Genomic DNA, 24,733 nt, shown 5'->3' with positions numbered 1-24,733 from the left:
AGTTTCGGTGGTTATAGCGATAGGGAAACGCCCGGTCTCATTCCGAACCCGGAAGCTAAGCCTGTCTGCGCCGATGGTACTGCACTCGTCAGGGTGTGGGAGAGTAGGTCGCTGCCGAACACCCGTTTGCGAAGGGGGACCCACTTGTATGGGTCCCCCTTCGTGCTTTTCATGAAAGGATTTTTCTGTGTCCGACAGTAACGGTGAACGTAGGTCCTTCCGAAGCGGGGGATCCACTCCGTGGTCGGGCCGGAGCGGCGACAACCGTCGGCGAGACGATGAACGCGGTGAAGACCGGAAGGAGGACCGCCGACCGTCTTACGGCGGAGCAGGTCGGCCCGTTCGTGGCCGCGACGACAATCGGGAGCGCGACCGTCGCGGAGACGATCGCCGAGGTGGCGATTCCCGCAGCGTTCGTCCCCACGGCGACCGTCCGCGCCAGGACAGCTCCGGTGCCGAACGGCGCGGTGGAGACCACAGGCGCGATGATGGTCAGGGGCGGCAGGGCTCCGCCTTCGGACGCAGTGAAGACCGGCGCGGGGGCCGCTCCGGGTACTCCGGACGCCCGAACCGTTCGTCCGATGACCGTCGCTCTTCGGACGAACGACGTCCTCGTGACGACACTCGCGGAGGCTACAGTGCTGAGCGTCGAGGTGCCGGGGACGAGCGTCGCAGCAGCGGAGGATCACCCCGTCGGCGAGGTGGAGAAGGCGGATTCGATCCCAAGGGTCGCGAGGGACTCCGGCCGCAACGTCGGGAGGCACGTCCGGACGAACCCGATCTTCCCGAGGACGTCGAGGCCTCGGAGCTCGATCCGTCCATTCGCCGCGACCTGCTGAGCCTGGACAAGGCGAACGCGAACGCTGTCGCACGGCACCTGGTCATGGCCGGACGTCTGATCGACGATGACCCACGGAGTGCGTTGTCCCACGCGCGTGCGGCTCGGCAACGCGCAGGTCGTATCGCGGTGGTACGTGAGGCAGCAGGAATCACGGCGTACCACGCCGGGGAGTGGGCCGAAGCGCTCTCCGAGCTTCGGGCTGCCCGCCGAATGTCGGGTGAAACCGGCCTGCTCGCCGTCATGGCCGACTGTGAGCGTGGCCTCGGCCGTCCCGAGAAGGCCGTCGAACTCGGTCGAGGTGAGGACGCGCGCAAGCTGACAGGCGACGAGGCGGCGGAGTTGCGCATCGTGGTCGCGGGTGCGCGGATGGATCTCGGTCAGATCGATCAGGCTGTAGTGACCCTGCAGACCCCTGATCTCGATCCGGAGCGGACCGGCACTCCTGCAGCACGCCTGTTCTATGCCTATGCCGATGCGCTGGTGGCGGCCGGTCGGACGGATGAGGGTCTGCAATGGTTCCTGCACTCGGCGGCCGCTGATCTCGAGGGTGTGACCGATGCCGAGGATCGGGTGGACGAGCTCACCGGAGACAACCTGTGAGTGCGCAGACCTTGCGTTCCCGGTACGACGTATTACTGCTCGACCTCGATGGCACTGTCTACCGGGGGACCGAAGCGGTGCCCGGGGCGCGCGAGGCACTCGGCGTCGGTGATCGCATGTTCTATGTGACGAACAATGCCAGCCGGCGTCCGCATGAGGTCGCAGAACACCTGCAGGAACTCGGGTTCGTCGCCGATACCGATTCGGTGGTGACCAGCTCCCAGTCTGCTGCGCGGATCCTGTCCGAGCGTGTCCCTGCCGGATCGAGAGTTCTGGTGGTCGGTACGGAGGCGCTCGCGGAGGAGATCGCTGCGGTGTCGCTCGAACCGGTCCGGTCGGCGGACGCGAAGCCGGTCGCGGTGGTCCAGGGGCATTCTCCTGACACCGGATGGCGCGTACTCGCCGAGGCGACCCTCGCCATCAGGGCGGGTGTTTTGTGGGTGGCGACCAATGTCGACTCGACACTCCCGACCGAACGAGGACTTGTCCTCGGCAACGGGTCGATGGTGGCGGCACTGAAATCTGCCACCGGCCGCACACCGATTGTCGCCGGTAAACCCGCGGCGCCCCTGCTCGAGGACGCGATCAGCCGGTCCTCGGCGACTCGCCCCCTCGTCATCGGAGACCGTCTCGACACCGACATCGAAGGTGCGAACGCTGTCGGCGCCGACTCGCTTCTGGTACTGACCGGAGTGAGCACGATCGACGATCTGCTACGTGCACCTTCGCATCAACGGCCCACCTACGTTGCTTCGTCCCTGGCATGCCTGGACACCGAGGAATCGGACCTGCGGGTGAAGCCCGGGCGAGGGTGGACGGTCGCCGTCGACGGCGGTGATCTGCACCTCGCATCCGCTGCACCCGGAGACGGCGCAGCGGATGCGGCCGACGAAATCATGGTTGCGCTGCGGGCCGTGCTCGACATCGCGTGGGCACACCCGAATTTCGGCGCCGTCCTGGGTCGGGACGAGGTCTCTCGCCGGGTGGTTGCTCAGTGGGGTGCGGCGACCTGACATCGGTCGTGCGATGTGTCCGCCGTATCGATCATGGACTAGCGTGGTCGTCGATGAGCATGCCGATTCCACGTCCAGGAGAACACCTTCCCGGCGCCGGCCCCGACGTCGATCCTGATGCTGTGCACGTCGAGGTCGACCGGTTGCTGGCGTGTGTCCAGGAGGAGGATGCCGGTGGCGATCCGGCTGCAGCGATCGGGCGTCAGGCGCAGCTGCTCGAACAGGCGCACGACGTGCTCGTCCAAGCGCTCTCGACCGTGGACAAGATCTGACATGGCGCGTAGAGCACGGGTCGACGCCGAGTTGGTGCGCCGCGGGCTGGCGCGCTCACGGGAGCAGGCACGCGAGTTGATCGCGGCGGGCAGAGTTCTCATTGCCGGAACAGTGGCGACGAAACCGGCGACCGCAGTGGAACCGAACACCCCTCTGATCGTCAACGATGTGGTCGACGAGGTGTCGTGGGCGTCGAGAGGTGCGCACAAGCTGCTGGGTGCACTGGAAGCATTCACCCCGTCCGGTCTGCAGATCTCGGGTCGGCGTTGCCTCGACGCCGGTGCATCGACCGGTGGGTTCACCGATGTACTTCTCCAGGGGGGTGCGTCCGAGGTCGTCGCGGTCGACGTCGGATACGGACAGCTCGTGTGGCGACTGCAGTCGGACGGACGCGTCCACGTGATCGATCGAACGAATGTGCGTAACATCGACGCCGAGACGATCGGGGGAGAGGTCGATGTCGTCGTAGCGGATCTGTCGTTCATTTCGTTGCGCCTTGTGCTCCCGGCGTTCGTCCGGTGCGCCGCGCCCGGCGCCGACCTGCTCCCGATGGTCAAACCGCAGTTCGAAGTGGGAAAGGATCGGGTCGGCAGCGGTGGAGTGGTACGCGATCCGGGGCTGCGGACCGAGGCAGTGTCCGAGGTCGCACGCGACGCGCAGAAACTCGGATTACGCACCTTGGGTGCGGTTGCCAGCCCGCTACCCGGCCCGTCGGGAAACGTGGAGTACTTCCTGTGGCTTCGGGCAGGAGAACCGGACACGGGAGACCTCGACGCGAGCGTGGTCGAACTCATCGAGCAAGCGGTGCAGGAAGGACCTCAGTGACAACAGGGTCGGGCGAAACGACGCCCGGGATGCCGGGCCGCGAGGTGCTGCTCGTATCACATTCGGGCAGGGAGGAGATCGCAGCAACTGCACAGCGGGTCGCGAAACTCTTCGGTGAGGCCGGAATCGTCCTGCGGGTCTTGGACGACGAAGCGATCAGCACCGGACTCGGGGCACTCGACGTTCCCGGCACAAGAATCCGGGTCGTCGAATCCGGCCCCGATGCAGCTATGGGGAGCGAGATGGTCATCGTGCTCGGCGGCGACGGTAGTTTCCTGCGTGCCGCCGAGCTCGCGCAGCAGGCATCTGTGCCGGTGCTCGGTATCAATCTCGGCCGGATCGGATTCCTCGCCGAGGCCGAGGCGGATCATCTCGAAGCAGCACTGCACCAAGTGGTGCGAAAGCAGTACGAGATCGAGAATCGGATGACGCTCGACGTGACGATCCGTGTGGACGATGTGATCGTCGACCGGGGGTGGGCGCTCAACGAGGCGAGTCTCGAGAATCAATCGCGGCTCGGCGTCCTCGAGGTGGTCCTCGAAGTGGACGGACGCCCGGTCTCGTCCTTCGGCGGGGACGGTGTGCTGATCGCCACCCCGACCGGTTCGACGGCGTACGCCTTCTCCGCGGGAGGACCGATCGTGTGGCCTGAACTCGAGGCTCTACTCGTGATCCCGAGCAACGCCCACGCGTTGTTCGCGCGCCCGCTGGTGACCAGCCCGAAGTCGATCGTTGCGGTCGAGACGCTGGCGGGCAGCCATGCCGGGCTCGTGTTCTGCGATGGACGCCGCACGCTCGAGCTCCCGGCAGGAGGGCGCCTCGAGGTTGTCCGCGGGCAGCATCCCGTGCGATGGGTACGGCTGGATTCGGCACCGTTCGCAGATCGGATGGTGCGCAAGTTCGATCTCCCGGTGAAGGGCTGGCGAGGAAGGAAACTCTAGGTGCTCGCAGAGATCCGGATCGACAATCTCGGTGTGATCACCGCGGCAAGTGCCCGGTTCGACGGAGGCTTGACGGTGCTGACCGGCGAGACCGGTGCCGGCAAGACCATGGTGGTGACCAGCTTGCACCTGCTGTCCGGCGTGCGTGCCGACTCCGCACGTGTACGGGTGGGGGCGTCGCGTACAGTCGTCGAAGGGCGCTTCAGTGTCGACGGGGGCAACAGCCACATCGAAAAGGAGGTGGCTCGGCTGCTCGAATCGGCAGGGGCACAACGCGACGACGATGGCAGCATCATCGCGGTGCGCACCGTCAACCGTGACGGAGGGTCCCGAGCGCACCTCGGGGGTCGCAGTATCCCGGTCGGGTTGCTTGCCGAGTTCACCGATCCGCTCCTGACGGTGCACGGGCAGAACGATCAGCTTCGCCTGCTGCGTCCCGATCAGCAGCGCGCCGCGCTCGACCGATTCGGCGGCAAGACGATCACGTCGCTGCGGGAGCGTTACCGCACGCACCGGCGGCAGTGGCTCGACGCGCGCGCCGAACTTCTCGACCGCACGCACCGAGCGCGCGAGTTGGCTCAGGAAGCAGACCGGCTGCAGTTCGGGTTGAAGGAAATCGAGGCGGTAGCCCCCGAACGAGGCGAAGATGCGCGAATCGTCGCCGATGTCCTGCGCCTGTCGGATCTCGATTCGCTGCGTGAAGCGGCGGCGGCCGCACACGGCGTCCTCGCTGGTTACGACAGTGTCGATGCGGGAGAGGCCGCGTCTGCGCTGGACCTGCTCGGCGAAGCCCGATCCCGCGTCGAAGGCAGTGATGATCCGGTGCTGCGCGAACTCGGTCCACGGCTGGCCGAGTCCATTACGGTGATCACCGATGTCGCTGGGGACCTCTCGGGTTATCTGGCCGATCTCCCGTCCGACCCAGGCGCACTCGAATCACTGCTGAGCCGCCAGGCGGAACTCAAGACGCTCACCCGCAAGTACGCCGCCGACATCGACGGTGTCCTCGACTGGGCCGACGATGCGCGCGAACGGCTGTCACGACTCGACGTGTCGTCCGGGGCGCTCGACAAACTCGCAGCCGAAGTGGACAGCGAGGCCGCGGCGACCGCCGACGCGGCCGGTGCGTTGACCACGGCGCGACGCAAAGCGGCAACGAAACTCGCGAAGGCGGTCAGCAAGGAACTGGCCGGGCTCGCGATGGGGCGTGCCGTGCTCGATGTGGACGTCCGCGATCGTGAGGCCAGTGCGGGGGATTCCGCGCCGCTGTCGGCCGGTGACCGCACGGTGCATGCAGGTGAGTCGGGTGTCGACGAGGTCGAGTTCCGTCTGGCCGCTCACTCCGGTGTCCCGGCCCTGCCGCTCGCGCGTAGCGCGTCGGGCGGTGAAATGTCGCGGGTAATGCTGGCACTCGAAGTGGTTCTCGCTGCCTCCGAGCGCGGCGCCACGATGGTGTTCGACGAGGTCGATGCCGGTGTCGGCGGCCGTGCCGCGGTCGAGATCGGTCGTCGTCTGGCGCGACTCTCACGCACGCACCAGGTGATCGTGGTCACGCACTTGCCGCAGGTCGCCGCGTTCGCCGACACTCATCTGGTCGTCGACAAGGTGGACGATGCGGCGGGTGTCGTGAGCAGCGGGGTGCGCGTCTTGACCGACACGGAGCGGGTCGCCGAACTGGCGCGGATGCTCGCGGGGCTCGACGACACCGAGACCGGCCGGGCGCACGCTGAGGAATTGCTTGCCATGGCACACGCCGAGCGGGAGAGCTGAGCAGGGGCGGCGGTCATCGCAGTGTGAAGCGACGCGAAACCGGTGTCGTCCGGCGCGCCTCCACAATCGCATCGCACCTCAGGCGCATCATTCTCACCATGAAGATGCCGGCGCTGCTGTCCCGCAACAACGAAACGCTGCCCGGAGTGAGCGGTATCGCCCGGGTCGACAAGAACACCGCGAAACTGGTGCGCCGGGTGGGCCCCGGCGACATCGTCGTTCTCGACGCCGTCGACCTCGATCGGGTCACCGCCGACGCCCTTGTGGAAGCGGGTGTCTCCGCGGTCGTCAACGCATCTGCGTCCATTTCGGGTCGCTACCCGAATCTTGGCCCGGAAGTCCTCGTCGCCAACGACATCGTGCTGATCGACAGTGTCGGGACGGACCTGTTCAAGAAGATCAAGGACGGCTCCAAGGTCCGGCTACACGACGGCGATGTCTACGCCGGAGAACGGCTGCTCGTCGAGGGCGACGAACAGACCGAAGCGGAGATCTCCGACCGTATGATCGAGGCCAAGACCGGTCTGGTCGACCATCTCGAGGCGTTCTCGGGCAACACCATCGAATTCATCCGGTCGGAGAGTCCGCTGCTCATCGACGGGGTGGGCATCCCCGACATCGACCTCGATCTGCAGGACCGGCACGTCGTGGTGGTTACCGGCGGACCCGGCCATGCGCAGGATCTGAAGAACCTGCGGCCTTTCATCAAGGAATACTCACCGATCCTGGTGGGTGTGGATTCCGGTGCCGATGCCTTGACCAAGGCGGGCTACCGACCCGACCTGATCATCGGCGACCCGGACGGAATCGGCACCGCTACCCTCCAGTCCGGTGCTGAGGTGGTGCTGCCGGCAGACCCGGACGGGCACGCCCCGGGACTCGAACGCATTCAGGATCTCGGGATCGGTGCGATGACGTTCCCCGCCGCTGGCACGTCCACCGACCTCGCGCTTCTCCTCGTCGACCATCACGGTGCGGCACTCGTCGTCACCGTGGGCAGTACGGTCTCGCTCGACGAATTCTTCGATCAGGGGCGCCGCGACACCAACCCGTCGGCGGTCATGACCCGACTGAAGGTCGGTCCGAAACTGGTCGATTCGAAGGCCGTCGCCACCCTGTATCGCAGCCGGGTCTCCGGCGGTGTGATCGCGCTGCTCGTCTTCGCGGCGCTGATCGCTGTGATCGCCGCGTTGGTCGTGTCCAATTTGGGTGGCGATGTCGTCGACTGGGTCACGACCTGGTCGGCCGACTCCGTCGAGTGGGTACGGGGTCAGTTCGAGTGATTTCGATGCGCCAGCACGCGGTGTCCCTGATCGCGGTGTTCTTGGCACTCGGACTCGGCGTCGTTCTCGGCTCCGGGCTGTTGTCGAACAGCCTCGTGGCGGGGCTGCGCGACGACAAAGCGGACATGGGCCGGGAACTGCAGGCGGAACACGACCGAGCCAACCGGCTGGACTCCGAACTGCGTGCCGCCGACGAGTTCGACGCGACCGTCGCGCCACGCGTGGTCCGAGACGAACTCGTCGATCGCACCGTCCTCATGGTGACCACCCCCGACGCCGATCCCGCCGATCTCGACGCGGTCACACGCACCGTTGCCTCCGCAGGCGGCACCGTCACAGGACGACTGTCGCTGACAGAGTCGTTTCTCGACGCGGCCGGCGCCGACATGCTCCGCACCACGGTCACCAACATCATCCCCGCGGGAGTGCAACTGCAGACCGGCGCCGTCGACCCGGGCAGTCTCGCTGGTGATCTGCTCGGTGCGGCGCTGCTCGTCGACCCCGCGACCGGCGCGCCACGCAGCACCCCGGAAGAACGTGAACTCGCGTTGTCTGCGCTCCGCAGCGGAGGGTTCATCACCTACGACGGCGCAATCGATCCCGCTCAGTCCGTCCTGATGCTGACCGGTGGTGGTGCCGAGGACGTCGACGGAGGAAACCGGGGCGCACTGATCGCCCGTTTCGCGGCAGCCGTCGACGCTCGGGGTGCGGGCGCCGTGCTCGCCGGACGCTCCGAATCGGCTGTCGGCAACGGTCCACTCGCTGTGGTCCGAGCCGACGCGGCACTGTCCGGAGGGCTGTCGACCGTCGACAATCTCGGCCGCGAAGCGGGACGGAGCACCGCGGTACTGGCTCTGCGCGAACAGTTCGACGGCGGCGCCGGCCGCTACGGCACGGGGCCCGGTGCAGCCGCCGTCACCGTCGGATCCACCGCGCGGTGACCGGACACAGAGTGTTCTCGTGTTGTGATGTCCACGGCTTCTGGGCCCACACTCGTGAGCCGGGTACGCCGCAGACGCCGCAGGTGTTACCGTGAAGTTCCGTGGGTCGGCAGGCCCCAGCTGTATCGTCTGAAGTCCAAAAGTCCTGCACCTGACGTCACGGGAGCTTCGTTGCCACAGTCACGCCAATCGCGTACCCCTACCAAGCACATCTTCGTCAGTGGGGGCGTCGCCTCCTCGCTGGGCAAGGGACTCACTGCGTCGAGCCTCGGCGCACTGCTCACCGCGCGCGGAATGCGCGTGACCATGCAGAAACTCGATCCGTATCTCAACGTCGATCCCGGCACCATGAATCCGTTCCAGCACGGCGAGGTGTTCGTCACGGAGGACGGCGCCGAAACCGACCTCGACGTGGGTCACTACGAGCGCTTCCTCGATCGCAACCTCAACGCCGACGCGAACGTCACCACCGGCCAGGTGTACTCGACCGTCATTGCGAAGGAGCGTCGCGGCGAATATCTCGGCGATACCGTGCAAGTGATCCCGCACATCACCGATGAGATCAAGCGCCGAATCCTGGCGATGTCCGCACCCGACTCCGAGGGCCACACGCCCGACGTCGTGATCACCGAGATCGGTGGCACCGTCGGTGACATCGAGTCCCAGCCGTTCCTCGAGGCTGCCCGGCAGGTCCGCCACGAGGTGGGCCGCGACAACTGCTTCTTCCTGCACGTATCGCTGGTGCCGTATCTCGGTCCGTCCGGTGAGCTGAAGACCAAACCCACCCAGCATTCGGTGGCGGCGTTGCGCAACATCGGTATCCAGCCCGACGCGCTCGTGCTGCGGTGCGATCGCGACGTGCCCGCGTCGCTCAAGGCGAAGATTTCACTGATGTGCGACGTCGACGTCGCAGGCTGCATCTCGTGCCCCGACGCACCGAGCATCTACGACATCCCCAAGGTGCTCCACACCGAAGGTCTCGACGCGTACGTCGTGCGTCAGCTCGGGCTCCCGTTCCGTGACGTCGACTGGACGGTGTGGGGAGACCTGCTCGATCGTGTCCACAAGCCTCGGGAAACCGTCGAAGTGGCCCTCGTCGGCAAGTACATCGATCTGCCCGATGCCTATCTGTCGGTCACCGAAGCACTGCGGGCGGGTGGATTCGCGCACCGCGCGAAAGTCAAGATCCGCTGGGTCGCCTCCGACGAATGTGAAACCGAGTCGGGGGCACAGGCGCACCTCGGCGATGTCGATGCGGTCCTCGTCCCGGGCGGCTTCGGCATCCGAGGTATCGAGGGCAAACTCGGGGCGATCAGCTTCGCGCGGTCCCGGAAGATCCCCCTGCTCGGATTGTGCCTCGGTCTGCAATGTGTCGTCATCGAAGCGGCCCGCTCGGTGGGTATCGCCGACGCATCGTCAACCGAGTTCGATCCGGAGACCACCGCGCCGGTGATTTCCACGATGGCCGATCAGGCACAGGCCGTCGCCGGTGAAGCCGATCTCGGCGGCACCATGCGTCTCGGCGCCTACCCCGCTGTTCTGGCCAAGGGATCGATCGTCGCGAAGGCGTACGGCAGCGACGAGGTATCCGAGCGGCATCGCCACCGCTTCGAGGTCAACAACGCCTACCGCGACCGGATTGCGCAGTCCGGGCTCGTCTTCTCCGGCACCTCACCGGACGGAAGGCTCGTCGAATTCGTCGAGTATCCGGCGGACATCCATCCGTTCTTCGTCGCCACCCAGGCACATCCCGAACTCAAGAGCCGCCCGACTCGCCCACACCCGCTGTTCGCCGGGCTGGTCTCAGCAGCACTGAAGTACAAGGCAGCCGAACGCCTGCCGGTGGACGTGCACGGCGACGACGGCAAGCGCAACTGCAACAACAACGCCGACGACTCCGCCGACGCCGTGGCATCGTCGTCCGGCAGCAGCGACGCGGGTTAGTACATGGCGCAGCGACATGAATTCCGGACCCTGTCCACGCGGCGCGTCTACACAGGTGCCATCGTGTCGCTGCGCGTCGATACGGTGGCGATGCCCGACGGGCACACCGCTCATCGTGAGGTTGTCGAACACTTCGGCGCGGTAGCGGTCGTGGCCGTCGACGACGAGGACCGGCTGGTCATGATCCACCAGTACCGGCATCCGCTCGGCCGACGATTGTGGGAACTGCCCGCCGGCCTCCTCGACGAGGCCGGCGAGTCGCCGCTCGGGGCCGCGAAACGTGAACTCGCCGAGGAGACGGGGCTCGCGGCGCAGCAGTGGGCAACGCTCGTCGACGTCGCTCTCTCACCGGGATTCACCGACGAAACGGTCCGCATATTCGTAGCCCGAGGCTTGTCCGAGGTGGACAGGCCGGAACCCGAACACGAGGAAGCCGACCTCGAGATCGTCCGGATCCCGCTCGCCGACGCCGTGTCGATGGCGTTACGCGGCGACATCGTCAACGCTACTGCGGTGTCGGGAATTCTCGCATGGGCAGCCGCGCACGCTGCCGGGACCGAACTGCGCCCCTCCTCCGCGCCGTGGCCCGACCGGCCCGTCGCATTCGCCCGCACCCGTGCGGGGGAGTGACGTCGGTGCTGGCGGGACAGCTCGACACGTACCTCGATCACCTCACCGTCGAACGTGGTGCTGCCGCGAACACACTGTCCTCCTACCGGCGCGATCTTGCCCGCTACCGGGACTACCTCATCGACTGCGGGATCGGCGATCTCGCTCAGGTCCGTGAAGAGCATGTCGCGGAGTTCGTGGCGGTGTTGCGTCGCGGCGACCCGGACCGGGACCGCCCGGCGCTCGCCGCCAGTTCGGTCGCGCGTGCCTTGATCGCGGTACGTGGTCTGCACCGCTTCACCGCCGCCGAAGGGCGGACCTCGAGCGACGTGGCGCGTGCCGTCAAGCCCCCCACCGCGGGACGACGTCTGCCGAAATCGCTCACCGTCGATCAGGTAGCGGCGATTCTCGAGGTGGTCGGCGGTGAGGCGGACGGTCCGCGTGGTCTTCGCGACCGGGCGCTGTTGGAACTGCTGTACTCGACGGGTGCCCGCATCTCCGAGGCTGTCGGGCTCGACGTCGACGACGTGGACACTGACACCCGCGCGGTGCTTCTGCGTGGGAAGGGCGGCAAGCAACGGCTCGTGCCTGTCGGGCGTCCCGCTCTCGCGGCGCTCGATGCCTATCTGGTCCGAGGACGGCCCGTCCTCGCCGCCGGACTCACCGCGGCGTTGTTCCTCAACGCCCGCGGCGGACGGTTGTCGCGGCAGAGCGCGTGGCAGGTTCTGCAGACCGCCGCCGAGCGAGCCGGTATCACCACCACGGTGTCACCGCACACACTCCGGCATTCGTTCGCGACCCACCTGCTCGACGGAGGTGCCGACGTCAGGGTGGTACAGGAGTTACTCGGGCATGCTTCTGTGACGACAACGCAGATCTACACGCTGGTCACCGTGGGTGCCCTGCGCGAGGTCTGGGCCGGTGCACACCCACGCGCACGCTGATCGGTGCGCTCCGAGAACGCGTGTCCCTCCCCGCAACGCGGCACCCAAGCGGTAGCGTTCATAGAGCCAGGGACGCGGTAGCGGTTCCGGATACGGAACGGTATCTGTCGGACAACCCGACGGTAACGATTTTCGCTCGCTGGACGCATAGTAGGACCTGGACGCACAACAGTAGAACGCAGAACAGGGGGAGCACCGATCGTGGGCACACCTCGGCCATCTGCCACAGCCAGCGCACACCTGAACATTGCACATGCGGTTGCACAGGACCGACCCGCGTCGGTCCGTTCCGTGGCCGACCACGGTCTGTCGGGCGAACGACGATCGCCGGTCGACGACCAACCCACCGACGGCACGACAGCGGATGCTACCGAGGCAGAACCGATCGGCGGTCCCGAAGCGCAGCCGATCGGAGACGTCGGCGCGGAACCGCTGGGCAACGCGGACCTCGGTCCTACAGGCCGCCCACGCCGACACGTTCCCGAACCGCCGGCACTGCCGTCGCACGGGCCCGCCAAGATCATCGCGATGTGTAACCAGAAAGGGGGTGTCGGCAAGACCACCTCCACCATCAACCTGGGTGCTGCGCTCGCCGAATGCGGACGCCGCGTACTACTCGTCGACCTCGATCCTCAGGGGGCACTGTCGGCCGGACTCGGTGTCGCCCACCACGATCTCGATCTGACCGTGCACAATCTACTGGTCGAACCCCGGGCGGACACCGACGACGTGCTGATCCACACGCACCTCGAGAACCTCGATCTGCTGCCCAGCAACATCGACCTGTCCGCGGCCGAGATCCAACTCGTCTCCGAGGTCGGGCGCGAGCAGGCTCTCGGCCGCGCCCTGTATCCGGTACTCGAGCGCTACGACTACATCCTTGTCGACTGTCAGCCGTCGCTCGGCCTGCTGACCGTCAATGCCCTGGCCTGCGCCGACTCGGTGCTCATCCCGATGGAGTGCGAATTCTTCAGCCTCCGCGGTCTGGCTCTGCTCAACGATACGGTCGCCAAGGTCAGAGATCGGCTCAATCCCCGCCTCGCCGTTGCCGGGATCCTCGTGACCATGTTCGACTCGCGGACGCTGCACGGCCGCGAGGTGATGTCCCGGGTGGTCGAGGTCTTCGGAGATCTCGTCTACGACAGCGTCATCTCCCGCACCGTCAAATTTCCCGAGACCAGCGTGGCCGGCGAACCGATCATCACCTGGGCACCGAAATCCGGTGGCGCCGAGTCGTACCGAACGCTCGCCCGTGAAGTGATCCACCGGGCCGGCCGCTGATTCGTGTCTGCTCCCACTCAGGACTCCGCGAAGGCGGGCTCTACCGCCGTTGCTGCTGTCACCGAGATCGTCGAGACCACCGATGAGGCTAGCGGCCGGACTCCGGAACCCGAGAGCGCCGACACCGGCGGATTCCGGGTGCGGCTCCGCAACTTCGAGGGCCCGTTCGATCTGCTCCTCACTCTGATCTCGCAACGCCGCCTCGACGTCACCGAAGTCGCGTTGCACGAGGTCACCGACGAATTCATCGTCTACACCCGGCAGTTGGGTCCTGAACTCGGCCTCGATCAGACCACCGAATTCCTTGTCGTCGCCGCGACCTTACTCGACCTCAAAGCTGCCCGCTTGCTGCCCTCCGGGGACGTCGACGACCCTGAGGATCTCGCGCTGCTGGAGGCCCGCGACCTGCTGTTCGCGCGACTGTTGCAGTACCGGGCATACAAGCAGATCGCGGAGCACTTCGCCGATCTCGAAAGCGCCGCGCTCCGCCGCTACCCGCGCGCGGTGTCCCTCGAAGAGTGCTTCGAAAATCTTGTGCCCGAGGTTGTTCTCGGAGTGGACGCACAGCGCTTCGCCGAGGTCGCTGCCGCAGCGTTCCGACCCACCCCGACCCCCACCGTCGGGCTCGACCACCTGCACGTCCCGACCGTGTCGGTGCCTGAGCAGGCCGCACACATCCTGTCCTTGCTGAAAGGTAGCGGCGTCGGAGAGTGGGTCGGCTTCGACGTTCTCACGGCAGACTGCGAGCACGGACTACTCGTTGTCGCGCGGTTCCTCGCACTGCTCGAGCTCTACCGCGAACGTGCCGTCGCCTTCGAACAACCCGATCCGCTCGGGCCACTCCGGGTGGCCTGGACCGGCGAGAACGACAACAGTGCCATCGACTTCGAGGAGGACTACGGGTGAGCAGCGGCATCCCCGACCCCGCACTGCGCGCGAAGGAGCAACTTGTCCCTCCTGGCGACGAGCGGGCGTGGGACGGCGAACTGCTCGACATGGCCGACGACGAGCTCACTGCCGCGCTCGAAGCGTTGCTCCTGGTGGTCGACACACCCGCCCCCGCAGGTCAGCTCGCCGCCGCGATCGGTGTCACCGCCGACCGCACCGAGCGAGCCCTCCGTGCGCTCGCCGCAGATCTGGACGCGCGCGGTTCCGGCATCGATCTGCGGTTCGCAGGTGACGGTTGGAGGCTCTACACCCGCCGTGACTATGCCCCTTACGTCGAGAAGCTCCTTCAGGGCGGGGCCCGCACCAAACTCACCCGCGCCGCGCTGGAAACTCTCGCCGTCGTCGCCTACCGGCAACCGGTGACCCGCAGCCGCGTCGGTGCCGTCCGCGGCGTCAACGTCGACGGAGTGATGCGTACCCTGCTCGCCCGCGATCTCATCGCCGAATCCGGCACCGATCCCGAGACCGGCGGCACCTACTACAGCACCACCGAACTGTTCCTCGAACGTCTCGGCCTCGCGTCGTTGAGTGATCTCCCACCCGTCGGCCCCTTGTTGCCCGACGTAGATGTGATCGACGACATCAGTGACAGTCTCGAAGCAGACCCGAGGTTTGAGAGAATAGGAAAGAACGCGCGCGTCGAGACACCCTCACACGCGGAGTTCGATCCAGAGAACTGACAGGAAAAAAGTGAAAAAGCCCGCTCGCCGTGATGGCACACCGGACCATAAACGAACCGTCCGCCCCGTGAAGGGCCGGGGCACAGGCAGATCCTCGTCCGACCGTCGGTCGGATCCGCGCGTACCGGATGCCGGGGATTCCGCTGCAGGGAAAACTACCGCCGGTAAGAAACCCCATCGGGGGCAAGGCGGCACCTCGCTGAACAAGCGTGGTAGGCCTGCCGCACCGAAGCCCCAGGCTCGCCGGACCTCGGCGACGCCGACCATCAGCAACGCCAAACCAGCCCGCCACCAGCGCGGCGCCTCTGAACCGGCGAAGTTGCCTGCCGGCGAGGGCGTGCGACTACAGAAGGTCCTCGCCCAGGCAGGCGTGGCCTCGCGACGAGCCGCCGAAGACATGATCGACGGAGGTCGTATCGAGGTCGACGGAGTCATCGTTCGGGAGCAGGGACTGCGCGTCGACCCCGAGAATGCGGTGATCCGCGTCGACGGTGTCCGCGTGGTCGTCAAGAAGGACCTCGTCCATCTCGTGCTCAACAAGCCCCGCGGATGGCAGTCCACCATGTCCGACGACCTGGGTCGCCCGTGCGTCGGCGACATCGTCTCCGAACGTGTCGCCGCGGGACAGCGACTGTTCCACGTCGGTCGACTCGATGCCGCCACCGAAGGTCTGTTGCTCCTGACCAACGACGGTGAACTCGCGCATCGGCTCATGCACCCGTCCTTCGAGGTCAACAAGACCTACCTCGCGACGGTCAAGGGTGTCCTCCCGCGCGGTATCGGAAAGCAGCTCAAGGAAGGTGTCGAACTCGACGACGGGCCTGCCAAGGTCGACAAGTTCGCGCTGCTCGAGGTGAACGAAGGCCAATCCCTCGTACGCCTGGATCTGCACGAGGGCCGCAAGCATATCGTGCGCCGACTTCTCGATTCGGTCGGTCATCCCGTGATCAGACTGGTGCGTACCAACATCGGTCCCGTCGCGCTCGGGGACCAGCGTCCGGGCACCCTCCGTGTCCTCGGGCGCAATGAGGTCGGCGGTCTCTACCAGGCGGTGGGACTGTGATCGGCACTACGGCGGGCGGAGTGATCGTCGCCATGGACGGACCGTCAGGCACCGGCAAATCCAGCGTGGCCAAACGGCTCGCGCGGCACCTCGGTGCGGCGTACCTCGACACCGGAGCCATGTACCGGATCGCGACGCTGCACGTACTGCGCCGCGGCACCGATCTTTCCGACCCCGCCGCGATCGCCGCGTCCGTCGCCGACCTGCCCTGGTCGATCGGCACCGATCCCGACGTCGAGGACATCCGGCTGGACGGGCAGGACGTGCACGGCGAGATCCGCGGAGCCGAGGTCACCGCGGCAGTGTCCGCGGTCTCCGCGGTTCCCGCCGTGCGGGTGTTGCTGGTCGCAGCGCAGCGGCGCCTGGGCGTCGCAGCGCACCGGGTCGTGGTCGAGGGACGTGACATCGGCACCGCAGTGTTTCCCGATGCGGACGTGAAGATCTTCCTCACCGCATCGGCGGAAGCACGCGCCCAGCGACGTAACTCACAGAACATCGCGGAAGGCCGCGGCGACGACTACGACGCGGTGCTCGCGTCGGTGCAGCGCCGCGACCATCTCGATTCCACGCGCGCAGTGTCGCCTCTGCGCGCCGCGGACGACGCCGTCGTCGTGGACACCAGCGGCATGAACATCGATGAGGTGACCGCGGCGCTGACCGCACTGGTCACCGAGCAGACGGGAGCGGCGCTGTGAGCGACGACGTCACAACGGAGTACACCAACGAGGGTTCCGACGGCACGTGGTCGGAAGAATCGGACTGGGATCTCGACTTCGAGACGGGAGACGACCTCGAAGAATTCGTTCCTATCCCGACCGTCGCTGTCGTCGGCCGCCCCAACGTCGGTAAGTCCACCCTGGTGAACCGCATCATCGGTCGCCGTGAAGCGGTTGTCGAGGATATTCCCGGCGTCACCCGTGACCGCGTGTCGTACGAGGCGAACTGGAGCGGCCGCCGGTTCATGGTCCAGGACACCGGCGGCTGGGAGCCCGATGCCAAGGGCATGCAGCAGTCGGTGGCGCGTCAGGCGGAGGTTGCCATGCGCACCGCCGACGCGATCCTCGTCGTGGTGGACGCCACGGTCGGTGCGACCTCCGTCGACGAGGCCGTCGCCAAGGTCCTGCGCCGGTCGAAGACCCCGGTGCTGCTCGTCGCGAACAAGGTCGACGACGATCGGGTCGAAGCCGAGGCTGCCGCGTTGTGGTCGCTCGGGCTCGGCCAGCCCTATTCGGTGTCCGCGACACACGGTCGCGGTACCGGTGATCTGCTCGACGACCTGCTCGAGAAGATGCCACCGACGCCGCGAGAGGGTACGAGTGGGGGAGGACCCCGTCGGGTTGCGTTGGTCGGCAAACCGAACGTCGGGAAGTCCAGCTTGATCAACAAGCTCTCCGGCGACGAGCGTTCGGTGGTGCACGACGTCGCGGGCACCACGGTCGACCCGGTGGACTCGATCGTCGAACTCGGCGGCAAGCCGTGGCGCTTCGTCGACACCGCCGGCCTGCGCAAGCGGGTCACTCACGCGTCGGGCGCCGAATTCTACGCATCGCTGCGCACCCGCGCGGCGATCGACGCCGCGGAGGTGGCGGTGCTGCTCATCGATGCGTCGGTGCCGATCACCGAGCAGGATCAGAGAGTGATCTCGATGATCGTTGAATCCGGTCGCGCACTCGTGATCGCATTCAACAAGTGGGACCTCGTCGACGAAGACCGGCGCTACGAACTGGGTCGAGAGATCGAACGGGATCTGCTGCGGGTCCCGTGGGCGGCGCGTGTCAACATCTCCGCCAAGACCGGTCGCGCCGTGCAGAAACTCGTCCCGGCGATGGAGACCGCGCTCGACTCGTGGGACAAGCGCATCTCCACGGGCCGGCTCAACACCTGGCTCAAGGAAGTGGTGGCGGCGACCCCACCGCCGATGAGGGGGGGTCGCCTGCCCCGTGTGATGTTCGCGACTCAGGCGGCGACGCGTCCGCCGACGTTCGTATTGTTCACTACCGGCTTCCTCGAAGCAGGCTACCGCCGCTTCCTCGAACGGAAGCTGCGTGAGGAGTTCAACTTCGACGGCAGCCCCGTCCGCATCTCCGTGCGAGTTCGGGAGAAGCGCGACCGTCGCAAGTAGACCCGAATTCCCGGAAATGGCGTTGACCAGCCGATTCGCCTTTCGGTCCGTTCCTGTTGTAATCTCAACGAGCGCTCGACGAGAGCGCGGACGGGCTGTGGCGCAGCTTGGTAGCGCACTTGACTGGGGGTCAAGTGGTCGCAGGTTCAAATCCTGTCAGCCCGACCGAAGTCGCCTACTCGAACCCTCGACATGCGAAGACATGTCGGGGGTGAGTGAGGCGAAAGGGGCGGCGAGTTTGACGTTGGGTTGTTCGTGATCGCCGGGATGCAACTGCGGTCGGGCAAGACCGGATCCGGCAATGAGGTCACGACGTATTTTGGTCGTGATTGATGTGCGCAGCCACGGCGTCGTGCGGATCGGTGACGTGCGGTCAGCGGGAAGCAACGTGTCGTAGGTATTTCTGCCCAGCAGCAGTGCTCCGCAGCGTTCATACCAGTGCACGACGGCTTGCGCGCAGGCGTCGTCCCAGGATTTCCAGAGCCACCGTGTTCGAACCCGTTCCTCCGGTCTTCATCCGGACTTCCGGGACTCTGGCTTACGCCGTCAAGCGTCGTAAAGAGATTCACGCTGAGTTTCATGCCATTCTGCCGTCTCACACACTGGCCCCTTGCCAGCCCAGCTCGGCCAAGGCGCAACATCGCAGACACCTCGACCCACTCGAGCATCGATGACCTCACTACCCTCATCGCACTATGGCAGGTGTTTGTCTGCCCAGCTCAACGCCGTGTGAAGCGCGTCGAGTCCGTATTGCAGTGTTGCGAGTTGATAGCGCGCAACGTCTTCGAAGCCTTCTGGAACCTCGAGGATGGCGGTGCGCTTCTGAAGCTGCTCGAAGCGTTCACGGTCGGCTCGGATGCGCTGACGGATGCGGGAGGCGATCGCCGGTCGTTCCTCGGCATCGAGGAGTCCGAGGAAGAATGCGCGTGGGAGTATCGCACCCTCCAGATCCGAGCCGGCGATATCGTCATGCATCCATCGGTGAAACTCTTCACGCCCAGTATCCGTGACGGCGTAGACCTTCTTGCCGCGCGATCCGTCATAGGACTCTACCGTGATTCGGTCGGCGGCAAGCAACTGGTCGAGGGCACGTTTGATGCTGCCGGTGCTGGCGCTGTAGAACAGCGAGACTCCGGATTCGAAGCTCTTCTTCAGCTCGTACAGGCTCTGCGGCCAGAGCATCAGCAGTCCGAGGATCACGTGCGACATGTTCACAAGTCTAATCTCTTGACGACAATTATTCTGTCTAGTAGACATATCTATTAGATACATAAGGGGGTTGTTCGTGACTCGTGACACCGCTATCCGGAAGAACACCAGGCGGCTCATGCGTGCCACCAGCCGCCGGTTCCCGGTGCCGCCGACGGCGCTGGTGTCCGGGCCTGACGTGAACCTCTCGGTCGGGGATCCGGATCAGCCGTTCTGGACAGCCAGCATCGACAAAGTCTTCATTGCCACGCTCATCGCCCAGCTCTTCGACGCGCGTGTCTGCACGCCCGATACGCCGCTGGGCGAACTCCTGCCCCGCGCGGACTACGGGTTTCTCCCGGCAGCACCCGGTGTGGTCAACGCTCGTGATGTGACCGTTGAGCATCTGCTCTCGCATACCTCGGGGCTTCCCGATATCCTGTTGCCTCCCAGGGGCCACCGCACCGAGTGCTCGATCGAGGCGATCGAAGCGCGCCCCGAGCGCATCTGGACACTGTCTGAGCTGCTGGAGCAGGCTTCCAGTCTTCCTCCGGTCGGGCCCCCGGGCGCGAGGTTCCTCTACAGTGATACCGCGTACCTGCTGCTGATCCGCATCATCGAGGAGGCCACCGGCAGCGGCTTCGGTGAACAGCTCTCATCGAACATCTTCGAGGTATGCGGCATGGAGACCGCATCGGCATGGGTCAATGCGGGCCCCGAGCAGCTGAAGTCCCTGCTGCCCTCTCTTGCCCCGTTCTGGTTGCGCACACCCGGTCTCGATATCCGGGAAGCGTTCGCGCCGAACCTCGCGTGGTGTAACGGCATGGGCGGACCGGCCAGTGCAATGGACCTGGTGCGGTTCCAACGCGCATTCCACGGTGGCGTCTTGTGTGACCGGGGCTGGATCGAGTTCTTCAGCAGACCGCGCCACCGGTTCACCGGAGGGGTGCACTACGGCGCAGGCATGGTCTGTCTGCGTTTCCCGGGATTCTTCCCGCTCCTGCGCGGATACCCGCAACCGGTCGGAGGACTCGGCTACACCGCAACCCACATGTTCTACTACCCGCGCCAGCGCACGCATCTGATACTGAACTTCCACTCCTACCGAAGGATGCCCGCCAGCTTCAACGCGCACATCCGACTGGCCCGCATGATCAGAGATTGCGGTTGAGGAAGGAGGAAATCATGACTGCATTCAGATCAGACGGCGATTCGTCGGAGGCCAGATACAGGGCGTATGTCGGCCCCGGCCTGTTCGCGGTGTGTGTGCTGCATATCGTCGTCGGGGTAGTTGATGCGGGTCCGATGCTGGTCGATGCCGTTGCTGAGGGCTGGTTTGGCGCGTTCATCGGTGAGCGCGCCCAGGTGCTGTGGTTCTCGATGACCGGTGCTGTCGGTGTTGTCGCTGGGCTGGCGATCACGTTCATCGAGCTTTCTGGTCGGCTGCCATGGGTGATCAGCATTGCGCTGCTGCTCGTGGCGGGAATCGGGGTGAGCATGGCCCCGACGTCGGGGTTCGTGCTCGTTTTGGCCGTGGCGGTTCTCGCTGTGGCGCGCTCCTGGCGCACCACACGCCACTCAACCACGGAGGGATCCAAGACGTTCCCATCGAAAAGCTGATAATGACCACCCCGGAACGCCCGTAGGGAGAGGTCATGAGCATGTTCACTTTCCGTCGCGGACTGCGCGCGGTGACGGCGATCCTGTTCACCGGCGTACTCGCTTTCTCGTACCCGGCCGCTGCGGCGGCAGCTGCACCCAGCGAGGATGAGCACGACCTGCGGGAACGCATCGAAACACTGGTCGATGGCCACCTCGGCACCACGACCCCCGGTGTCATGGTTGCCGTGGTCGATGCCGATGGGCCGGTGCTCTCAGAAACATGGGGCGTCAGCGACCCGGCGACCGGGTCACCGCTGACTCCGCAGACCCGCACCCCGGTCGCGTCGGTGTCCAAGGTCGTCACCGCACTGACCGCTCTTCAGTTGCATCATGCGGGGATGTTGGATCTGGATGCCGATATCCGTGATGCGCTGCCGGTGGAGGATCGGCGAGATGCCGCATTGGATGAACCGGTCACCGGGCGTCACCTGCTGACCCATCACAGTGGCCTGGTAGAAGCGCTGCTGCTGCACCCTGATCCCAGCACCGAAAATGGGGAGATCCTGCTGCATGCGTTGTCCGAGCATCCACCGCAGTTGGCACGTCCCTCCGGGGTCGGGCTGCACTACTCACCCATGCAGGGCTACGCCCTGCTCGGGGCGGCCATCGAGGAAGCCACAGGCGGAAGCTTCGAGGACGCCGCATCCGAGTGGGTGCTGGAACCTGTGGGTGCGACCAGCGCGAACTTCGACGGACCCAGACCGCAGGGGGGTGACGTGCAGATGAGCACCCGCGACAGCGAGGGTTGGGCACACACCGACTGGTTGGAGATCACCGAGCGGCCGTCCGCGTCGCTGACCTGGTCGACGCAGGACGCCACGGAGTTGCTGCATTCCCTGCTCTCGGGTGGCGGGCTGCCGGAGGAGGTGCTCGCCGAGGCGCTCGAGCCGACGGTGCGTCCCGCGCACGGGGGTGGCGGTCATACCCAGGTGTTCTTCGAGTCCTGGCGCTCTGATCTGCCGGTGCTCGAACACGCCGGTGCCAGCGGGCTGGCGTGGCTGGCGATCATCCCCGACGCCGATATCGGCATCTTCACGGCGGTCACCACAGAAGATATCGAAGCTGCGGAGCTCACCGACGCCATCGTGGACGAGGCCGCCCAATGGGCGATCGACACCGGCCAGGCCACCCCGGAGCCGCTGCCGGAGGAAGGCATGCCCACCATCGCCCCGGGGTGGGCTGCCGAGGTCGAGCCGGCCACCCCGGCAGGCACCTTTCACGAGCAACTTTTCGCGAGCCGTGGCCCTGAAGCACTCCTGCGCAGCATGACCGGTCAGATCACCGTGCGAGCAGCGGGCGATGATCTCGTGGTCGGGGACCGGCGGCTGTCTCCGACGTCCACGCCGGGGAGATGGTGCGACGAACACGGCTGTTTGGCCGGTGTGCGAACCAGTGACGGGTCGGTGCTGCTGCTGCGCGGCGACGGTGGGATGCTGCAGCAGACCCTGACCGAGGCCTCGTGGTGGACAGATCTGCGATTTGTCATCGGGGCGATCATCGGCACGGTCCTGCTGGCCGCGGTCGCCATCGCCGGAGCGCTGCGAGCGTGGTGGGTCCGTAGGCGAGACCGGAAACCGCCGGGAGCAGTCTCTCGCGGAACCGCACTGGCATGGTCGGCGGTTTCCCTGGCGCTGATCCTGGGCACGATAGGGCTGCTGGCATCGCCAATGACCGCCGACGCCGCCGCTTATGTCCATGCAGGCGGTGCTGCTGTCTGGACGCTTCGCGGCGGGACCGCGATCCAGCTGGCCATCGGTACGGTATGGCTGATTCTCGCGATCAGACGGTGGCCGAAATTGACCACATGGCGTCGTGTGCTGGCCGTTCCAGCCGCGCTGATCGGCATCGCGATGTCGATCCTTCTGGTGACCTGGGCGCTACCATCCCCATGACCACCGGGCGCACTTAATCGTCCCTGGTTTCATTGAGGGTGAGCCAGACATCCCGGGAGGACCACCCCGATCCATCATGGCGAACTCCAAATACCCCCCAAGAACTCCGTGAACGAGCGACCCGACTCGCCGTCGAGGCGCGGATCCGCCGCCTGGAGAAGGAGAACCGTGAACTACGCCAGTCGATGGAGATATTGCGTTCCGCCACAGCGTTTTTCGCGAAGCCGGAGTTCGTCCACAGGTAGCGGGCCCAGTACTTGTGCGCGCCGCGACTCCGTGCTCAAAGAACACATCATGCGCATCCACACCCACCCCCGGATGCGGGTCTACGGGATCCGTGAGACCCACGCCCAACTGGGCCGGGAAGGCCACGAGGTGGCCCGCTGCACCATCGAGCGGCTCTGCCGCGAACTCGGTGTCCGCGGCACCGTCCGCGGGAAATGGCCCCGGACGACGAAGCCGGCGCCGGAGACCGACAGGCCCCGTGACTACGCACAACCGCCGGCCGCGTCTGCGGCCTGAGTGCTGAACACACACTCAGCCTCAACAAGACTCGGGACTTGACACACACCGTGTCGCGGGAGACGTCGAAATGATGGGTGCCACCGCCGGCCACATCGTCGAGGCCGGTGTCGAATCCCGGGTTGGGCGCGGATTGCCGGACGCGATCAAGAACCTGGACGACGCCGCGACCGCCGCAGGGTGTTGACCGTCGCGGTGGGGAAAACTGGACAACTCTGTTCGAGGTGATCAAGGCCGACCACCGAAAGCAGGTCGGCGTGCCCACCGGGCAGTAGAGCGCACCGCAGCGTTCGAACAGGGCCGCTCGTGAGGTTGCGGGCGCCGGCAACCGGGCAGCACCACGGATGCCGTCGCGCTACCGACGAGCGGCGAATGTGCCGCCCGTGCTGCGGCGGACCGACCCTGGAGACACGCCTGTGATCCTCTTGAATGCCTTCGAGAACGCTGCTTCGGACTCGTAACCCGACCTCGACGCGAGTTCGGCGACCGTCGCGCCGTCCTGCAACGCGACGGTCGCCGATTCCATCCGCCATCGACCGACGTACCGCATCGCGGGTTCGCCGACCAGCTCGGTGAACCGCGCCGCGAACGCCGACCGCGACATCGCCGCTTCGCGCGCGAGAGACCCGACCGTCCACGGCCGATCGGGGGCGCGGTGGACCGCGGCGAGTGCACGTCCCACCTGTGGGTCCTGCAGAGCACCGATCCATCCACGCCGGGCCGCCGGCGCGGAATCGATCCAACTCCGGATTGCCATGATCACAAGAATGTCCGCCAATCGTGTGAGTACCGCCTCGCCACCGGCCTGCACGTGCTGCGCTTCCTCGGCCATCAACGACAACACCTGCGTCGGCGCGCTGTGCCTCGCCGACCCGGTCGTGTCCATCCGCACGACGGGAGGCAGCAACGCCACCAGACGTCGCGCAGTCGGATGATCGAACTCGACGACCCCGCACACCAGAGTGGACTGTTCACCACCTCCGCCGCAGCGCAGAACCGAGTAGTGGTCGCCGATCATGGTCTGGGGGAGTAGATCCACGCGCCCCGTACACCCCGTGCGGGGGATGCTCGGATCGCTGCGCATCAGGTGTCCCGCCCCGTGCGGCACGATGACGAAATCTCCGGGCAGGAGCTGTTCCGACGCCGAATCGGGGACCTCGAGCCACATTTCGCCCGAGACGACAAGATGGAAGCTCACGCTGTCGGCCACCGGTGGCATCTCCAGCGCCCACGGCGCGCTCAACTCCGACCGACAGTAGAAGCCGCCGCGCATGCGCAGCAGGTGAAGGGCCTCCGCGAGGCGATCGACCGGTGTCCACGGATAGGGCACGCTGTCGGTCTGCCGAACCCTCTCGATCGTCACGTGTCCACCCTCGCTGCTGAGTGCTCAT

23 protein-coding genes, 1 tRNA gene and 1 rRNA gene are annotated in these 24,733 nt (G+C 66.1%); 23 read left to right on the top strand and 2 right to left on the bottom strand.

What is annotated here, in order from left to right; all coding sequences use genetic code 11:
* Positions 1-3: 3 nt before the first annotated feature.
* The 19 genes from rrf (at position 4) to ACZI8W_RS23545 (ending at position 18,243) form a co-directional block, all read left to right on the top strand.
* Positions 4-120: ribosomal RNA gene (gene rrf / locus ACZI8W_RS23635) — 5S ribosomal RNA — on the top strand.
* A 67-nt stretch (positions 121-187) separates the two neighbouring features.
* Positions 188-1,441, top strand: a complete 1,254-nt coding sequence (locus ACZI8W_RS23630; RefSeq protein ID WP_463370949.1) for a tetratricopeptide repeat protein — start codon at positions 188-190, stop codon at positions 1,439-1,441.
* Positions 1,438-2,454 (top strand): HAD-IIA family hydrolase, encoded by a 1,017-nt coding sequence (locus ACZI8W_RS23625; RefSeq protein ID WP_463370948.1) that lies wholly within the window; start codon positions 1,438-1,440, stop codon positions 2,452-2,454. The genes ACZI8W_RS23630 and ACZI8W_RS23625 overlap by 4 nt, the downstream gene beginning before the upstream one ends.
* A 53-nt stretch (positions 2,455-2,507) precedes the next feature.
* Positions 2,508-2,726, top strand: coding sequence for a hypothetical protein (locus ACZI8W_RS23620; RefSeq protein WP_463370947.1), 219 nt, complete (start codon positions 2,508-2,510; stop codon positions 2,724-2,726).
* A 1-nt stretch (position 2,727) separates the two neighbouring features.
* Entirely contained in the window at positions 2,728-3,552 is an 825-nt protein-coding gene (locus ACZI8W_RS23615) for a TlyA family RNA methyltransferase (protein WP_463370946.1), read from the top strand.
* A gap of 29 nt (positions 3,553-3,581) precedes the next feature.
* Positions 3,582-4,493, top strand: a complete 912-nt coding sequence (locus ACZI8W_RS23610) for an NAD kinase (RefSeq protein WP_463370960.1) — start codon at positions 3,582-3,584, stop codon at positions 4,491-4,493.
* Positions 4,494-6,263 (top strand): DNA repair protein RecN, encoded by a 1,770-nt coding sequence (gene recN, locus ACZI8W_RS23605; RefSeq protein WP_463370945.1) that lies wholly within the window; start codon positions 4,494-4,496, stop codon positions 6,261-6,263.
* Positions 6,264-6,361: 98 nt separating this feature from the next.
* Positions 6,362-7,546, top strand: a complete 1,185-nt coding sequence (gene steA / locus ACZI8W_RS23600; RefSeq protein ID WP_463370944.1) for a putative cytokinetic ring protein SteA — start codon at positions 6,362-6,364, stop codon at positions 7,544-7,546.
* On the top strand, positions 7,543-8,487 hold the full coding sequence (locus ACZI8W_RS23595) for a copper transporter (RefSeq protein WP_463370943.1): 945 nt from the start codon (positions 7,543-7,545) through the stop codon (positions 8,485-8,487). Before steA ends, ACZI8W_RS23595 begins: the two co-directional genes overlap by 4 nt.
* Before the next feature lie 171 nt (positions 8,488-8,658).
* A complete protein-coding gene (locus ACZI8W_RS23590; protein WP_463370942.1) occupies positions 8,659-10,431 on the top strand; it encodes a CTP synthase in 1,773 nt (590 codons plus the stop codon).
* Positions 10,432-10,434: 3 nt separating this feature from the next.
* The gene (locus ACZI8W_RS23585) at positions 10,435-11,061 is read left to right on the top strand and encodes an NUDIX domain-containing protein (RefSeq protein WP_463370941.1); all 627 of its coding nucleotides are present in this window, start codon (positions 10,435-10,437) and stop codon (positions 11,059-11,061) included.
* 5 nt (positions 11,062-11,066) lie between these two features.
* Positions 11,067-11,984 (top strand): site-specific tyrosine recombinase XerD, encoded by a 918-nt coding sequence (xerD, locus tag ACZI8W_RS23580; protein WP_463370940.1) that lies wholly within the window; start codon positions 11,067-11,069, stop codon positions 11,982-11,984.
* 384 nt (positions 11,985-12,368) lie between these two features.
* Positions 12,369-13,265 carry a ParA family protein gene (locus tag ACZI8W_RS23575; protein ID WP_463370959.1) on the top strand — a complete coding sequence of 299 codons (897 nt, stop codon included), beginning with the start codon at positions 12,369-12,371 and terminating at the stop codon, positions 13,263-13,265.
* 66 nt (positions 13,266-13,331) lie between these two features.
* Positions 13,332-14,171: a segregation and condensation protein A gene (locus ACZI8W_RS23570; RefSeq protein WP_463370958.1), complete on the top strand. Its 840-nt coding sequence runs from the start codon at positions 13,332-13,334 to the stop codon at positions 14,169-14,171.
* Between the two features lie 89 nt (positions 14,172-14,260).
* Positions 14,261-14,893 carry an SMC-Scp complex subunit ScpB gene (gene scpB / locus ACZI8W_RS23565; protein WP_463370957.1) on the top strand — a complete coding sequence of 211 codons (633 nt, stop codon included), beginning with the start codon at positions 14,261-14,263 and terminating at the stop codon, positions 14,891-14,893.
* Between the two features lie 67 nt (positions 14,894-14,960).
* Positions 14,961-15,956: a pseudouridine synthase gene (locus ACZI8W_RS23560; RefSeq protein WP_463370939.1), complete on the top strand. Its 996-nt coding sequence runs from the start codon at positions 14,961-14,963 to the stop codon at positions 15,954-15,956.
* A gap of 32 nt (positions 15,957-15,988) precedes the next feature.
* Positions 15,989-16,651: a (d)CMP kinase gene (gene cmk, locus ACZI8W_RS23555; RefSeq protein WP_463370956.1), complete on the top strand. Its 663-nt coding sequence runs from the start codon at positions 15,989-15,991 to the stop codon at positions 16,649-16,651.
* Positions 16,648-18,078, top strand: coding sequence for a ribosome biogenesis GTPase Der (der, locus tag ACZI8W_RS23550; protein WP_463370937.1), 1,431 nt, complete (start codon positions 16,648-16,650; stop codon positions 18,076-18,078). The genes cmk and der overlap by 4 nt, the downstream gene beginning before the upstream one ends.
* Positions 18,079-18,169: 91 nt before the next feature.
* Positions 18,170-18,243 (top strand) — tRNA-Pro (locus tag ACZI8W_RS23545).
* A 528-nt stretch (positions 18,244-18,771) separates the two neighbouring features.
* On the opposite strand, the gene ACZI8W_RS23540 is transcribed toward ACZI8W_RS23545, so the two are convergent.
* The gene (locus tag ACZI8W_RS23540; protein WP_463370936.1) at positions 18,772-19,287 is read right to left on the bottom strand and encodes a helix-turn-helix transcriptional regulator; all 516 of its coding nucleotides are present in this window, start codon (positions 19,285-19,287) and stop codon (positions 18,772-18,774) included.
* A 76-nt stretch (positions 19,288-19,363) separates the two neighbouring features.
* On the opposite strand from ACZI8W_RS23540, the gene ACZI8W_RS23535 reads away from it, so the two are divergent.
* The 4 genes from ACZI8W_RS23535 to ACZI8W_RS23520 all read left to right on the top strand — a co-directional run bounded on the left by ACZI8W_RS23535 (position 19,364) and on the right by ACZI8W_RS23520 (position 23,342).
* Positions 19,364-20,437, top strand: a complete 1,074-nt coding sequence (locus ACZI8W_RS23535) for a serine hydrolase domain-containing protein (protein WP_463370935.1) — start codon at positions 19,364-19,366, stop codon at positions 20,435-20,437.
* 14 nt (positions 20,438-20,451) lie between these two features.
* Positions 20,452-20,886 carry a DUF6463 family protein gene (locus tag ACZI8W_RS23530; protein ID WP_463370934.1) on the top strand — a complete coding sequence of 145 codons (435 nt, stop codon included), beginning with the start codon at positions 20,452-20,454 and terminating at the stop codon, positions 20,884-20,886.
* Between the two features lie 35 nt (positions 20,887-20,921).
* Positions 20,922-22,820 (top strand): serine hydrolase domain-containing protein, encoded by a 1,899-nt coding sequence (locus tag ACZI8W_RS23525; protein WP_463370933.1) that lies wholly within the window; start codon positions 20,922-20,924, stop codon positions 22,818-22,820.
* 276 nt (positions 22,821-23,096) lie between these two features.
* Positions 23,097-23,342, top strand: a complete 246-nt coding sequence (locus tag ACZI8W_RS23520; RefSeq protein ID WP_463370932.1) for an IS3 family transposase — start codon at positions 23,097-23,099, stop codon at positions 23,340-23,342.
* Between the two features lie 355 nt (positions 23,343-23,697).
* Here the strand turns inward: ACZI8W_RS23520 and ACZI8W_RS23515 are convergent, their stop codons facing one another.
* Positions 23,698-24,705: an AraC family transcriptional regulator gene (locus tag ACZI8W_RS23515; protein ID WP_463370931.1), complete on the bottom strand. Its 1,008-nt coding sequence runs from the start codon at positions 24,703-24,705 to the stop codon at positions 23,698-23,700.
* Positions 24,706-24,733: the final 28 nt, after the last annotated feature.

The sequence above is a fragment of the Rhodococcus ruitaii genome (assembly GCF_055230935.1).
The sequence above is the reverse complement of the archived record's forward strand: the minus strand, read 5'-3'. Positions and strand labels throughout refer to the sequence as shown.

Coding starts and splice junctions, on each gene's coding strand:
- ACZI8W_RS23620 (WP_463370947.1), top strand. CDS start 2,508: ATGAGCATGCCGATTCCACGTCCAGGAGAACACCTTCCCGGCGCCGGC.
- ACZI8W_RS23615 (WP_463370946.1), top strand. CDS start 2,728: ATGGCGCGTAGAGCACGGGTCGACGCCGAGTTGGTGCGCCGCGGGCTG.
- ACZI8W_RS23610 (WP_463370960.1), top strand. CDS start 3,582: ATGCCGGGCCGCGAGGTGCTGCTCGTATCACATTCGGGCAGGGAGGAG.
- steA (WP_463370944.1), top strand. CDS start 6,362: ATGAAGATGCCGGCGCTGCTGTCCCGCAACAACGAAACGCTGCCCGGA.
- ACZI8W_RS23585 (WP_463370941.1), top strand. CDS start 10,435: ATGGCGCAGCGACATGAATTCCGGACCCTGTCCACGCGGCGCGTCTAC.
- scpB (WP_463370957.1), top strand. CDS start 14,261: ATGGCCGACGACGAGCTCACTGCCGCGCTCGAAGCGTTGCTCCTGGTG.
- cmk (WP_463370956.1), top strand. CDS start 15,989: ATGGACGGACCGTCAGGCACCGGCAAATCCAGCGTGGCCAAACGGCTC.
- ACZI8W_RS23540 (WP_463370936.1), bottom strand. CDS start 19,287: ATGTCGCACGTGATCCTCGGACTGCTGATGCTCTGGCCGCAGAGCCTG.
- ACZI8W_RS23530 (WP_463370934.1), top strand. CDS start 20,452: ATGACTGCATTCAGATCAGACGGCGATTCGTCGGAGGCCAGATACAGG.
- ACZI8W_RS23525 (WP_463370933.1), top strand. CDS start 20,922: ATGAGCATGTTCACTTTCCGTCGCGGACTGCGCGCGGTGACGGCGATC.